This window comes from Pseudomonas sp. UTLPPB19802 (assembly GCF_059730225.1).
On record NZ_AP048545.1, the window covers coordinates 3953377 to 3967052 of the forward strand.

Sequence of the window (13676 nt, forward strand, 5' to 3'; positions counted from 1 at the left end):
CGTGGTGTCGCTGGCTATTGCTGCTTTTCTACGGCGCTCAGTATCTCGTATGCCGCCTTGACCCGAGCCGGATTCGGGTAGTTCTTGTTGGCCAGCAGCACGATGCCGATGTCCTTCGCCGGGACGTAGGCTACATACGCGCCAAAGCCATTGGTGGAGCCGGTCTTGTTGACCCAGCTGTCGGCGTTCGGTGGTTGTGGTGTCTTGAACCAGGTGGCCTGCTGCGGTTCGAGCATCCTGTTCGAGTTGCCGTCGAGCAAGGTGTCCAGCTTGGCCTGCGCAGGGTAGAACTCCCAGCCCAGGCCCTGGGTGGTATTGCCGAACTGGTAATACCCGCTATGGGTCAGGGCCATTGCTTGCTGCAGCGGCGCCTCGAGCGGCTGCGGTCGCATGTTCACCTGCACGTAGTGCAGCAGGTCGCTGGCGGTGGTCTTGATGCCATAGGCCTCGGAGTCCAGCGCGCCAGGGCCGACCCGGGATGGGCTGCCGTCCTTGGTGTAGCCTTGGGCGTAGCGGTCCATCTGGTCCTTGGGGACGCTGAGGTAGGTGTGTTGGAGCCCCAGCTTGGGCAGCAGGGTCTTTTCCATCAGGTCGTCGAATGGCTGACCAAGGCTCTTGGCGGCCACGTAACCAAACAGCCCGATACTCGGATTGGAGTACTGGCGCTTCTCACCGGCGGGATAAATCGGCTTCCAGTGTTGGAAGTACCCCATCATCTTTTCGGCGCTGTCCGAGTCGCTCGGGAACTGCAATGGCAGTCCGCCCGGGGTATAGGTGCCGAGGTTGAGCACGCTGATCCGGTCGAAGGCGCTGCCACGCAACTCGGGCAGGTAGTGGCTGGTGTTCTCCGAGAGCGACAGCTTGCCCTGGGCCACTGCATATGCGGCGAGGGTGGCGTTGAAGGTCTTGCTGACCGAACCGATCTCGAACAGGGTGTTTTCTGTTACAGGCTGTTTGTCCGCCTTGGAGGCAACACCGTAGTTAAAGTAATGTGCCTTGCCGTTGATCTGCACTGCGACGGCCATGCCGGGCACGCCTTCTGCCTTCATCAGTGGTTGAATCGCGGCGTCGACGACGGCCTTGAGCGAGTCGGGTTTTGTGTCGGCGGCAAAGCTGTTTGCCGCGCCGAGCAGGCACAGGGCGCTGATGATAAATGTGTCACTAAATGTGAATCTGGTTGGCATAATCGGACAATTTCCATGATTTTTTGATTTTTTCCGCATTCTGTCGCAGCACTTCATGGTGCTGTGTTTTCTACTCAGGCACCTGACGTAAAGCTCGACTGAGTGGTGCGGGGTGGGGTCCAATCTAGGGGATGAGTCCATCGCCGGCAAACGATGAAATTTCGGATTAGCCATTAGAAAAACTAGGAGCGACGTATGGTTCGTCCCCATCTGCCGCTCAATGCCTTGCGGGCTTTTGAAGCATCGGCGCGGCATCTGAGCTTTACCCGGGCAGCCGTCGAGTTGTGCGTGACCCAGGCGGCGGTCAGCCATCAGGTCAAGAGCCTCGAGGAACAGCTGAAGGTCGTGCTGTTCAAGCGCCTGCCCCGTGGCTTGATGCTGACCGCCGAAGGCGAAAGCCTGCTGCCGGTGTTGTGCGAATCGTTCGACCGGATCGCCCAGGCCCTGGGGCGTTTCGACGGCGGACATTATCGCGAGGTGCTGACAGTCGGGGCAGTGGGGACTTTCGCCGTGGGCTGGTTGTTGCCGCGCCTGGCGGATTTTCGCGACAGGCACCCGTTCATCGATCTGCGCCTGTCCACCAACAACAACCGTGTGGATGTGGCGGCCGAAGGACTCGATTTCGCCATTCGTTTTGGTACGGGGGCCTGGCACGGGGTCGACGCCATGCGCTTGCTGGAAGCACCACTGTCGGTGTTGTGTACCACGCAGATCGCCGGGCTACTGCAATCTCCGGAAGATGTCCTCAAGCAGACCCTGCTGCGCTCCTACCGGGCGGACGAGTGGCCCGAGTGGTTCCAGAGCGCGGGCCTGCCAGCCAATAGCCTGGTTTCCAACAGTGTGGTTTTCGACTCGTCGTTGGCGATGATGGAGGCCGCGCTACAAGGCATGGGGGTGGCGCTGGCGCCGCCGATGATGTTCTCCCGCCAGATGGATGCCGGTGATATCCGGCAGCCTTTCGATATCGGCATCGTCACAGGCAGCTACTGGCTGACGCGGTTGCAGTCGCGGGTCGAGACAGCGGCGATGGCGGCCTTCCGCAGTTGGTTGATCGAGCAGGCCGGTTGAGGGTTGTTCAACTGTGAATCAATGCAACGGTGAAAGAGACGACGATTGCACAGGCGATGGCCAGGTTGAGGTTCATGGTGGTGCGTCCGACAGGTTGTTCGAGGTGGCTTATCCTGTCGGGAACGGACGCAAATTAAAAATTCCGTTTTACGATTTGAATGATCAATCGAAATGATGACGCTGCCGCTCTGGCCCGAGAGTTTCCGGCTAGCGTGCCAGCAGGTCGAACGCGAGCTTGAGCAGCGGTATCGCGACGCAGATGATGATCAGGCCGTTCTTCAGGTTTTGTAGGTTATTGCCTAGCTGTCTGCATGCAATTAAACGTTGCGTCCGCCCTCTGAAAACACTTTTCATTGACCTGGCCGCCCCCTGTCTCGCTTGCAAGGCAGCATAATGCGGGGATCTCTCCACCTCAGGCGCACCGTATCGATGTTCGAAATAAAACCATTGGACCCCGAGACCTATCGGCAACAGACCCGTCGCAGCACGCTGATCATTGCTGCGGTTTTCGTGGCGTTGGCGATGTTGCTTTCCGGGCTGGCGGTCATGCTCCTTGGCACGCCGGGTGGCGACAACTTCCGCTTCAATGCAGGTGGAGTGCTGGCTGCGGTACTGGTGATGACGCTGCTGGTGCGCCAGGTGTTCTGGTCGCAACCCTGGATGGCCGCGGCTGTCTACGGCTGGCAGCTCAAGCGCAGCCTGATGCGCGTCACCAATGTCATGCACCGGGTGAAGGCGGGCGTGCAGGCCAACGATCCGACGGCAATGAAGCTCCTGCGGTTCTATCACCTGGGGCTGAACCAGATGCACCGGCTGGACGGCAATAGCAGCAGCCTCGACCAGATGGCGCAGGAGATAGCCCAGCACAAGGCCGCCATGCAGGTGCAGGGCCTCGATCCGGAACAGTCCAGGCTTGACCCGCAATGGCTGGACCTCGTCGGGAAATATCCTTCCCCTTGAAGTGGAACATGTGACGCAAGCTCCCCTCGGCATCTTCTATAAGATAGAGTCGGCGCCTACGTCGATGTACCTCATCCGAGATCCGAGTCCTACATGCAGCCACCCCCGCAACGCCCTCTCTGGCAGGTCTATCTGATTTTCCTGGCACCCATGGTGCTGTCCAACTTCCTGCAATCGTTCTCCGGTACCCTGAACAGCATCTATATCGGTCAGATGCTGGGTACCGAAGCCCTGGCAGCGGTGTCCGGGATGTTCCCGGTGGTGTTTTTCTTCATTGCCCTGATCATCGGCCTGGGGGCTGGTGCGTCGGTGCTGATCGGGCAGGCCTGGGGCGCGCGGGAACCGCATGCGGTCAAGGCCGTGGTGGGCGCGACCCTGACCCTGGGCATGCTGATCGGGCTGGTGGCGGCGGTGCTCGGAAGCATTTTCGCCCGACCGGCCCTGCAAGGGCTGGGCACGCCTGCCGATGTGCTGGATGACGCGGTCGGCTATGCGCGGGTGATGATGCTGACGATGCCGCTGCTGCTGATCTTCATCCTGTTCACCCAACTATTGCGCGGTATCAGCGATACGCTGTCGCCCTTGCTGGCGCTGCTGGTCTCCACCGGCATCGGCCTCTTGCTGACTCCGGCGCTGATCCGTGGCTGGCTGGGCCTGCCGCAAATGGGCATCCAGAGTGCCGCCCTGGCCGGCCTGGTGAGTACGGCTTGTGCCATGTTGTTCCTCGGTCTGCGTTTACGGCAAAAGAGCAGCGTGATGGCGCCGGACCGGGCGATGCTGGTAGCGATGCGCCTGGACCGGGAAATCCTCGGCAAGGTCCTGCGTATCGGCCTGCCGACCGGTCTGCAGATGATTGTGCTGTCGGTGTCCGAGCTGGTGATCCTGTCGCTGGTCAATCATCACGGCTCCCAGGCCACGGCGGCTTATGGCGCGGTGACGCAGATCGTCAACTACGTGCAGTTCCCGGCGCTGTCGATTGCCATCACCGCTTCGATTCTCGGTGCGCAAGCCATCGGGGCAGGGCGGCTGGAGCGGATCGGGCCGATCCTGCGCACGGGCATGCTGATCAACACCTGCCTGACCGGCGGGTTGATCGTACTGGGGTACGGTCTTTCCCATTGGCTGCTGGGGCTGTTCATCACCGACCCGCAGACTCGTGCAACCGCCGAGCACCTGTTGCATATCCTGCTCTGGAGCCTGCTGATCTTCGGCTTCCAGGCACTGATCGGCGGCATCATGCGGGCCAGCGGCACGGTAATGGCGCCGGTGCTGATCATCATTTTCTGCATCGTCGGGATAGAGTTGCCGGTGGCCTACCTGCTCGATGCCCGCCTGGGGCTCGAGGGTGTATGGATGGCGTTCCCGGCGGCCTATATCGGCATGCTGTTGTTGCAGGTGGCCTATTACCAGTTGGTCTGGCGGCACAAGCGGATCGAGCGCCTGATCTGAGCGCTCGCTGCTCGGGCCCGGTTTCACGACGAGCGCCGCCCTGGTTGGATAGCATGGCGGCAAACCTAGGCTGACGGCCTTTTGCGACAGGAGGACGCAGCTTGAATCGAGACATACTTGAGCAGAACCAGATACCGGTCTACTTCATCGCGGTGATCGCCGCGATGCTGGTCGGGTTGATGTCTCCAGGCATTGCCCAGGGCCTTGCTGCCCTGGTAACACCGGGCATCGCGGTGCTGATGTACGCGATGTTCCTGCAGATTCCCTTTCTCGACCTGCGCCGGGGCCTGGGTAACCAGGGCTTCATGGCGGCACTGCTGCTCGCCAACTTCGTATTGGTCCCGCTGCTGGTCTGGGGGTTGAGCCGTGGACTGGTGGGGCATCCGGCGATTCTGGTGGGCGCGCTGCTGGTGTTGCTGACGCCCTGCATCGACTATGCGGTGGTGTTCACCCATATCGGCAAGGGCGATTCGCAACTGGTGCTGGCGGCAACGCCGATCCTGCTGCTGCTTCAGCTGATGCTGTTGCCGGTATACCTGGCATTCATGCTCGATGGCCAATCTGCCGTGGTGATATCGGTCGAACCTTTCGTCGTGGCCTTTCTCATGCTGATCGTCGCGCCGCTGTTGCTGGCCCTGATGACTTCGGCACTGGCCCGGCGCTCGCGGGTCGTCACCGCCTGGAGCGATATCTGGGCCTGGCTGCCAGTGCCGGCGATGGCTGCGGTGTTGGTGGCGGTGGTCGGTTCGCAGATTGCGGCAGTGGTGCGCGATATCGATCGTCTCGCGCCGGTGCTGCCGGTGTATCTGGGCTTCATGCTGCTGGCACCGCTGCTGGGGGGGCTGGCCGCACGTCTTTGCCGACTTCCGGCCAGCCCCGCACGGGCGGTGGTCTTCAGTGCCTCCACCCGCAACTCGCTGGTGGTGCTGCCACTGGCCCTGGCGTTGCCCGAGGACATTCGCAGCCTGGCGGCTGCGGCCGTGATCACCCAGACCCTGGTCGAACTGGTGGGGGAGCTGATCTACATCCGTGCCATCCCGGTACTGGTCTGGCGCAAGGATGACTCGTCAAACTGAGCTTTTCTACAGATCCTCGATGGCGGCACGGATCTGGTTGGCGACCGGTTGTTCCAGCGTGCTATAGAGCTGCGCCAGGACCCGGCCGCTTCTCGAACGATAGACATGCGGGCCTGCCAGGGCCCGCAGGGCATGAAAATGTTCCTGCAGGTGATCGCAGTATTCGCGCGTTTCGCAGACGAAGAACTGGCCGCCCTTGGGGGCTATGCTCGGAAAGGCCACTTCCACCCGTTCCTTGTAGGTGTTGGGCAGCAGGCTGAGGGGTTTGCGTTTGGGGTAGCTCACGGCCCCGAAGGGCACACCGTTGGCTTTCAGGGCATCGAGTACCGCATCGACGGTTGGCGGGGTGTCGCTGCCGCAAGCGACCAGGGGCAGGCCGGCGATCATCAATAGAAGGGCTTTCATCCTGACATTCCTTGTTTCATTACGCTTTTCATCAGTGGTGACTGACTGAAACTGGCAGGTGGGAGGGGTGTTTCCGTGCCTTGCAGATTGTGCAGGAGAGTTGTTCCGAGTCTTGTCAGCCTTGTCTCGATATTTCCAAGCCATTGTTCTGGTTGTTGTCAGCAAGTTCGTATGATGGGGTTGATCGAATAAACAAGCCGCACCCGGTGAGAGGGTGTCGCAATGGTTGTGATCGCAGATGGGATTAGCAGCCCCTTGAGTGTCTGTGGACCATTTTAGTGAAGGCCAGCTCCAGAGAGCGGGGTGCTTGTCAAAGAGATGGCTTGTAGGTTGTTTCTGTAAACAAGCAGGAACTGTCCGAACAATGTTCCAAGGGATGGAACAGGCATTTCGGATCATTCATCGTGCCGGGGAAGAAACCGTCCCCGTACGCGTCAGTGTTTAGTCTACGCCTCTAGAAATGGGCGGTTGCGGGCCACGGTTACCACACCGAACCCACCGCCATGGAGGCCTGACCATGCCCCAACCGCCCATCTTCTTCGACCACAGCCGCCACAAGCTCGAGGTCCGTGACCTGGATGCCAGCCTCGACGTGCTGGCCTTCAAGGGCGAGGAACAGCTGAGCCAACCGTTCGCCTATACGGTGGAGTTCACCTGCACCGCACAGGACCTCGCGGTCGAAAGCATCCTCGGTCGCGACGCCGGCTTCAGCCTGTGGCCGATGCCGGTCAAACGCCTGAACATCCCGGGCCTGAAGGAGCCCGAGATCAAGCCGCTGCGCAGCGTGTTCGGGGTGATCACCGACTTCCAGCGCCTGTCCGCGTCCCGCGACGAGGCCCGCTACCAGATCACCCTGCAGCCGCACCTGGCCCTGCTGGAGCGGGGCAAGCAATTTCGTCTCTACCAGCAACGTTCGGTGCCGGAAATCGTCGAGCATATCCTGCGCGGCCGCCATGAATTCTACGGCCAGGACTTTCACTTCCAACTGGTGCGCGAATACCCCCGGCGCGAGCAGGTCATGCAGTACGACGAGAGCGACCTGGCGTTCATTGCCCGGCTGCTGGCCGAGGTCGGCATCTGGTACTGCTTCCGCCACGACGAGCGCCTGATGATTGATGTCGTCGAGTTCCACGACGACCAGCGTGGCTACGCCAAGCCGCGGATCGAGTTGCCCTGTCGCCCGTCCTCGGGCCTGAGCAGCCTCGGCGAGGACAGCGTGTGGGGCTTGCAGTGCCGCCACCGGGTGGTGGAAAAGAGCGTCAGCGTTCGTGCCTACCACCACCGTGAGGCCCACGCCCACCTCGATGGCGAGGTCGACCAGAGCCGTGGGGCCCTGGGCACCTACGGCGAGGCCTACCACTACGCCGAAGCCTATCGGGTGCTGGGCGATGCCTATGCCCAGGACGAAGACCTGCAAAGCGAAAGCGGCTTCTTCTATGCCCGGCTGCGTCACGAGCGCTACTTCAACGAGCGCACCCGCCTGAGCGGCCACAGCAGCCAGGCGGGCCTGGCGCCCGGCCAGGTGCTGAACATCAGTGGCGGGGCGCCGCAGGCCTTCGAGCCGGGTGCGGTGATCACCCGCCTGCTGCTGGAGGCCGCGCGCGACCGCAGCCTGGAAGTCAGCTTCGAGGCCATGCCTTACGCGGAACGCATCTGCTTCCGCCCGCCCGTGCTGCCCCGGCCGAAGATCGCCGGCACCCTGCCGGCCCGGGTCAGCCACCCGGACAAGACCCACCGCTACGCCGAGATCGACTTCGAAGGCCGCTACCGGGTGCATTTCCTGTTCGACCGCGAGCCCTGGCCGACGGGGCAGGAAAGCGGCTGGCTGCGCCTGGCGCGACCCTATGCCGGCGAAACCCACGGCCTGCACCTGCCGCTGATCGCCGGCACCGAAGTGGCGGTGGCCTTCGAGCAGGGCGACCCGGACCGGCCGTATATCGCCCATGCGCTGCACGACAGCGACCGGCCGGACCACGTGACCTTCAATCGGCGCGACCACAGCCGCAACGTGCTGCGTACCCCGGCCAACAACAAGCTGCGCATGGAGGACTTGCGCGGGCAGGAACATGTGAAGCTCAGCACCGAGTATGGCGGCAAGAGCCAGCTGAACCTGGGGCATCTGGTGGATGCGGCGAAGAACAAGCGCGGGGAAGGCTTTGAGTTGCGCACCGATGATTGGGGGGCGATTCGGGGGGGCAGGGGGGTGTTTATCAGTGCTGATAAACAGGAGAAGGCGAAGGGTCCGCAACTGCAGATGGAGGCCGCGCTGGAGCGTCTGCAGCAGGCTGGCGAGCAGTTGCAGCAACTCTCCGCCGATGCCCAGGCCGCCAACGCCGAGCCGGCCGGCGTGCAGGCGCAACTGGACCTGCTGCGCCAGGACCTGGAACAGCTCAAGTCATCCGTGTTGCTGCTCAGTGCGCCCCAAGGGATTGCCCTGAGCAGCGGTCGGCACCTGCAACTGGCGGCGCAGGAAAACCTGATGATCAACGCCGGCGCCCAGGCCGATATCAGCGTACTCAAGCAACTGTTCATCGGGGTGGGACAGGGGCTCAGCCTGTTCGTGCGCAAGCTGGGGATCAGGCTGGTCGCCAACCAGGGCCCGGTCAGCGTGCAGGCACAGAACGACCGCCTGCAATTGCTGGCCCGGCATGGCCTGGAGATCACCAGCAGCGAAGACGAGATCCATATCACCGCGAAAAAGAAGATCGTCCTCAATGGCGGGGGCAGTTACCTCACGCTGGAGCCCAGCGGCATCGAGTCCGGCACCCAGGGGGACCATCTCATCAAGTCCGCGTATCTGGAGTGTAGCGGGCCGTCCGCTCTGCGAGCAGCCCACCCCGATTATCCAGCCAGCCAGTTCGGGCAGGCGTTGCGGTTCGATATGCCGCGTGCGGCCAATCAACTGGGCGGCTGGGCCGGTATGCCCTACAAGCTCTTCGCCGATGGCGCCCTGCTGCAGGAGGGCGTGCTGGATGAGGCGCAGCAACTGGCGATAGAGCACCAGGCCGTGACCCGGCAATACCGCCTGGAACTGGCCAACGGCGTGCAGTACCAGTTGCCGGTTCCAGAAGACTACGACAACCCGGCCCAGGGGCCGCAAGCCAATCGCGGCCTGCATAAGCATCGCTCGCCAGGCGATGCCCCGGATCATCGGGCCACGTATGAAGCTGTCGTGGACGCCGCCATTCCCCCGCCAGAGGACGTGCAATGAGCCAGGAAATAACGATACCCCCCATCAGAAAGTACGAAATCGTGGTGCCCATCGCGCTCAAGCACACCCAGCGAGCGGTCTGCACCCCGCCCTGGTACGTGCAGGAGACCGAATACCCGCCGATGCCGGCGACCTACCGGCCATTGATCAATGGTGAGGAAGCCTTCAAGGCCGTACACCTGGCCATTGCCCAGGCCAAGCGCTCGGTCGATATCATCTGCTGGGGCTTCCAGCCGTCGATGTACCTGATCCGCGACGGCAAGGAGCCGTGCCTTGGCGACCTGCTCATGGAAAAGGCCCGCAAAGGGGTGGAAGTGCGGATTCTGGGTTGGGAAATGCCGTTCAACTCCGCCGGTGTCGCCGGCGAAGCCAACCTGCCCGGCAAGGGCCCGGTGCGCATCATGGACCGTGCCATGCAGCGTTCCACGCAGGACCAGTACGCCTTCGACCGTGAATGGTTTGCCCGCTGCGCCGCCGTCGACAACATGGCTGCCGCGCTGCGCGAGGCGCGCAACATTCCCATCTTCGTCAGCCGCGGTTTCGACCTGTCCGAGCGGGCTGAAATCAATCACCAGACCAGACGCGCCAGTCTCGATCCGCAGCTCAGCCTCAGCACGCAACTGACCCTGACCGCCGCGCCCACCCATCACCAGAAAATGGTGCTGGTCGACTACGAATGCTCCGATGGCGTCATCGGCTTCGTCATGGGACACAACCTGCTCGACGAGTACTGGGACACCGACAAGCATTCAGCCTTGAACCGCAGCCCGCAGACCAAACCGGCACCCGACAGAGGCCCGCGAGGCGACACCCCGCGCCAGGATATTTCCAGCCAGGTCAGCGGGCCGATCCTGGAGCACCTGCACCACAACTTCGCCAGCGCCTGGCACAAGGAAACCGGCGAGGACCTGCTCGCGCTACGCGCGGCCAAACGCATCGGCCCGCCGCTGCCGCTGCCCTCCGAGGTCCCCCTGCAGATGGCCCAGGTACTGCGTACCCAACCGCAGGAGGACAAGCGCGATATCGAGCAGGCCTATCTGCAGGCGGTGAACAACGCGACCCAGTTCATCTACATCGAGAACCAGTACTTTCGCTGGCCACCGCTGGCTGAGCTGATCAAGTTGGTGGCGGCCACCCTCAGCAAGGCCGGCCGCGATCCTGGCCGGCATGGCGCGCTGCACCTGTTCGTGGTCACCAATGACACCACCGACGGCGTGGGCGCCGGCACGGTCAATACCTACCGCATGCTCGAGAGCCTGGGGCGTGCCGATACCATGCCGGCCATCAGCAAGTTGCGGCTGATCGAAAAGGCCCGGGCCGAAGCGTCCGAGCAGCAACAGAGCGTGACCGAGAGGCTCGAGGAACAGGCCCTGGTCAAGCTGACCAGCCTGATCGACGCCTTGGGCGGTACTGACGTCAGCGCCAAGGCCAAGGAGGCGGCCCTGGATCGTGTCAACAATGACAGTGGGCGGCAGATGGCCCTCGACCGCCGCATCCGCGAGATCGAGGAAAGTACGCTCACCCCGCAGGAGCGCCCGGGCCTGAAAGTCCACATATGCTCGCTGGTGGCACCGGATTCCCCGCCGGGCGAGCGGTGGATGCCGGTGTACATCCATTCCAAGTTGATGATCGTCGACGACACGTTCACCACCCACGGCTCGGCCAATATCAACACCCGCAGCATGCAGGTCGACAGCGAGCTGAACATTGCCCATGAGTGGGCGAGCGTGACACAGCGTTTGCGGCGGAGGTTGTGGAGGCTGCATACGAAGAAGCCGGGGGAGAAGGATGATCCAAAGGAGGCGGAGAAGTGGGAGGAGCAGGATGATCCGGCGAAGGCGTTTGAGGCTTGGCAGGAAATCATTGATGAAAACAAACGCTTTCAGAGCAAAAAACTGACCCCCTGCGCTTCTCTTGTCGAGTTTTATTACAACGAAACCAAACTGGAGAACCTCGATTGATGCGCCTGATCCTCCTTTTATCCAGCCTGCTGCTGGTCGCCTGTGATGGCGGCAACCTCCCGAGTCACTCGAGCAAGGACATTTCCGTGAGCCCACTCTCCGATATCAAGGCCAATCTGGCTTTCACCTGCGTGCATGAAACCATCCCCGAGCCGCCAGCCGAAGCTGATGTGCTGTTCCAGTACGCCCGCTGGCTACAAAAGAACAACCAGCTCAAGGAAGACAAGAGTGTCGATGCCGAGATCGAACGGTTGTATCGCATCGCTGCCGAACATGGCCATTACAAGGCCAATATCAATTTGCAGAACGGCAGCATGCGCGGTCAGTTTGCGCTGCTGGGCGAAGAACATCGGCGCCTGAGCCAGGAACTGATCGATGCGGGGGTGGCGACCGGTTACTACCTGGTTGGCATCTTCCTGAAAAATGGCTCGGCCGGGTTGAGGGGGGATCCGGATATGTCGCTGCGTTACTTTCGCAAGGCGGCCGATGAAGGCAGTGCCTTGGCCCAGTTCTACGTGGGGGAAAAACTTGATTCGGTCGATTCCTCTCGGGAAGTGGGTATCTCCATGTACCGTTGTGCTGCCGAGCAAGGACATGGCAAGGCTGCTAAAACTTTGGGTATCTATCTCAAGCATGAGGAGCAGTACCAAGAGGCGCTTGAGGTATTTCAGATGGGGGTTGTTGCAGGTAACGAGAGCGCTGCAGGTCGTTTAGAGAAAGCTTTTCGTGGTCCTCCCGCGACTAATCAAATCCACTATCTGGACCAACAGGAAGACCTCGAACGCGCCGATCGCTATGAAAAAATCTGGCGAGTGTTGGCGAACTACTCCTACGCCAACCCCAAGGTCCCCGAAATCAATGAAATCCTGCCCCTGCCACCGGCCAGGCTGCCCCCTTGGGACGGCAAGCTGCAATGGCTGGAAGAACGGTTGGCGAATATCCCCCCAGAGAAACCCAGCGAGGCACTGATCCGCCGGCTGGCCGAAGCCAAGCACCTCGAAGCCGCCACCGGCCGCCCTACGCCGACAGCGGTCGGCTTTGTCCGCGCGGGCATTCGGGCGCCCACCTGCAACAGCGGCCAGCCCTGCCCGCAAACCGGCTACTGGCAAGCCATCCGCATTGCCAACCAGTACATGTTGCGTTTTGAGGATAAAACCATCCGGCGTTTCGAGCAGGGCGAGATCCTGCCGACGCTGAAGGTTCAATACCGTCGCCCTCGCTTCCTGCTCCCGGACAAGCTGATGGTCAGGGTGGAGGAGATCGAATGGGAGCTGTACGGATGAGCCGCCGGTATTTGTTGTTCGGGCTCTTGAGCACCTTGTTGCTGGGTTGCGACGCTTCCAGCGTGGACAAGCAGCAGGTCGATGTGAGACCTCTTTCCGATATCAAGGCCAAGCTGGCTTTCACCTGCGTGCATGAAACCATCCCGGAGCCGTCAGCCGAAGCTGATGTGCTGTTCCAGTACGCCCGCTGGCTACAGAAGAACAACCAGCTCAAGGAAGACAAGAGTGTCGATGCCGAGGTCGAACGGTTGTATCGCATTGCCGCCGAACATGGCCATTACAAGGCCAATATCAATTTGCAGAACGGCAGTATGCGCGGTCAGTTCGCGCTGCTGGGCGAAGAACATCGGCGCCTGAGCCAGGAACTGATCGATGCGGGGGTGGCGACCGGTTACTATTTTGTTGGCATCTTCCTGAAAAATGGCTCGGCCGGGTTGAGGGCGGACCCGGATATGTCACTGCGTTATTTTCGCAAGGCGGCCGACGAAGGCAGTGCCTTGGCCCAGTTCTACGTGGGGGAAAAACTTGATTCGGTCGATTCCTCTCGGGAAGTAGGTATCTCCATGTACCGTTGTGCTGCCGAGCAAGGGCATGGCGAGGCTGCCAGCACTTTGGGTATCTATCTTAAATACAAGGAGCAATATCAAGAGGCACTTGAGATTTTCCAGATGGGGGTTGTTGCAGGTAACGAGAGCGCTGCAGGTCGTTTAGAGAAAGCATTTCGTGGTCCTCCCGCGACTAATCAAATCCACTATCTGGACCAACAGGAAGACCTCGAACGCGCCGAGCGATACAAAACCATCTGGCGCATCCTTGCCAGGTACTCCTACGCCAACCCCAAGGTCCCCGAAATCAATGAAATCCTGCCCCTGCCACCGGCCAGGCTGCCCCCTTGGGACGGCAAGCTGCAATGGCTGGAAGAACGGTTGGCGAATATCCCCCCAGAGAAACCCAGCGAGGCACTGATCCTCCGGCTGGCCGAAGCCAAGCACCTCGAAGCCGCCACTGGCCGCCCTACGCCGACAGCGGTCGGTTTCATCCCTACCCCCTCTAATACCCCCAAAGCGAGTGTGCACTAG

Annotated in this window: 10 protein-coding genes; 8 read left to right on the forward strand and 2 right to left on the reverse strand. The window is 61.5% G+C overall.

The window, feature by feature from the left end:
* Positions 1–14 precede the first annotated feature (14 nt).
* The gene (gene ampC / locus AC6I6U_RS17580) at positions 15–1184 is read right to left on the reverse strand and encodes a class C beta-lactamase (protein ID WP_497877306.1); all 1170 of its coding nucleotides are present in this window, start codon (positions 1182–1184) and stop codon (positions 15–17) included.
* 195 nt (positions 1185–1379) lie between these two features.
* On the opposite strand from ampC, the gene AC6I6U_RS17585 reads away from it, so the two are divergent.
* The 4 genes from AC6I6U_RS17585 (at position 1380) to AC6I6U_RS17600 (ending at position 5737) form a co-directional block, all read left to right on the forward strand.
* On the forward strand, positions 1380–2252 hold the full coding sequence (locus tag AC6I6U_RS17585) for a LysR family transcriptional regulator (RefSeq protein WP_497877307.1): 873 nt from the start codon (positions 1380–1382) through the stop codon (positions 2250–2252).
* Positions 2253–2681: 429 nt separating this feature from the next.
* Entirely contained in the window at positions 2682–3212 is a 531-nt protein-coding gene (locus AC6I6U_RS17590) for a DUF3087 domain-containing protein (protein WP_497877308.1), read from the forward strand.
* Between the two features lie 93 nt (positions 3213–3305).
* Positions 3306–4661, forward strand: a complete 1356-nt coding sequence (locus AC6I6U_RS17595) for an MATE family efflux transporter (RefSeq protein ID WP_497877309.1) — start codon at positions 3306–3308, stop codon at positions 4659–4661.
* Between the two features lie 101 nt (positions 4662–4762).
* On the forward strand, positions 4763–5737 hold the full coding sequence (locus AC6I6U_RS17600) for an arsenic resistance protein (protein WP_497877310.1): 975 nt from the start codon (positions 4763–4765) through the stop codon (positions 5735–5737).
* Between the two features lie 6 nt (positions 5738–5743).
* Here the strand turns inward: AC6I6U_RS17600 and AC6I6U_RS17605 are convergent, their stop codons facing one another.
* A complete protein-coding gene (locus AC6I6U_RS17605) occupies positions 5744–6142 on the reverse strand; it encodes a hypothetical protein (protein WP_497877311.1) in 399 nt (132 codons plus the stop codon).
* 517 nt (positions 6143–6659) lie between these two features.
* On the opposite strand from AC6I6U_RS17605, the gene AC6I6U_RS17610 reads away from it, so the two are divergent.
* The 4 genes from AC6I6U_RS17610 to AC6I6U_RS17625 are packed head-to-tail and all read left to right on the forward strand — an operon-like array spanning position 6660 to position 13676.
* Positions 6660–9353, forward strand: coding sequence for a type VI secretion system Vgr family protein (locus AC6I6U_RS17610; protein WP_497877312.1), 2694 nt, complete (start codon positions 6660–6662; stop codon positions 9351–9353).
* Positions 9350–11314, forward strand: a complete 1965-nt coding sequence (locus AC6I6U_RS17615) for a phospholipase D-like domain-containing protein (RefSeq protein ID WP_497877313.1) — start codon at positions 9350–9352, stop codon at positions 11312–11314. The genes AC6I6U_RS17610 and AC6I6U_RS17615 overlap by 4 nt, the downstream gene beginning before the upstream one ends.
* Positions 11314–12597, forward strand: a complete 1284-nt coding sequence (locus tag AC6I6U_RS17620) for an SEL1-like repeat protein (protein WP_497883052.1) — start codon at positions 11314–11316, stop codon at positions 12595–12597. Before AC6I6U_RS17615 ends, AC6I6U_RS17620 begins: the two co-directional genes overlap by 1 nt.
* The gene (locus tag AC6I6U_RS17625; RefSeq protein ID WP_497877314.1) at positions 12594–13676 is read left to right on the forward strand and encodes an SEL1-like repeat protein; all 1083 of its coding nucleotides are present in this window, start codon (positions 12594–12596) and stop codon (positions 13674–13676) included. Before AC6I6U_RS17620 ends, AC6I6U_RS17625 begins: the two co-directional genes overlap by 4 nt.

Coding starts and splice junctions, on each gene's coding strand:
- AC6I6U_RS17595 (WP_497877309.1), top strand. CDS start 3,306: ATGCAGCCACCCCCGCAACGCCCTCTCTGGCAGGTCTATCTGATTTTC.
- ampC (WP_497877306.1), bottom strand. CDS start 1,184: ATGCCAACCAGATTCACATTTAGTGACACATTTATCATCAGCGCCCTG.
- AC6I6U_RS17620 (WP_497883052.1), top strand. CDS start 11,314: ATGCGCCTGATCCTCCTTTTATCCAGCCTGCTGCTGGTCGCCTGTGAT.
- AC6I6U_RS17610 (WP_497877312.1), top strand. CDS start 6,660: ATGCCCCAACCGCCCATCTTCTTCGACCACAGCCGCCACAAGCTCGAG.
- AC6I6U_RS17625 (WP_497877314.1), top strand. CDS start 12,594: ATGAGCCGCCGGTATTTGTTGTTCGGGCTCTTGAGCACCTTGTTGCTG.
- AC6I6U_RS17585 (WP_497877307.1), top strand. CDS start 1,380: ATGGTTCGTCCCCATCTGCCGCTCAATGCCTTGCGGGCTTTTGAAGCA.
- AC6I6U_RS17605 (WP_497877311.1), bottom strand. CDS start 6,142: ATGAAAGCCCTTCTATTGATGATCGCCGGCCTGCCCCTGGTCGCTTGC.
- AC6I6U_RS17590 (WP_497877308.1), top strand. CDS start 2,682: ATGTTCGAAATAAAACCATTGGACCCCGAGACCTATCGGCAACAGACC.
- AC6I6U_RS17615 (WP_497877313.1), top strand. CDS start 9,350: ATGAGCCAGGAAATAACGATACCCCCCATCAGAAAGTACGAAATCGTG.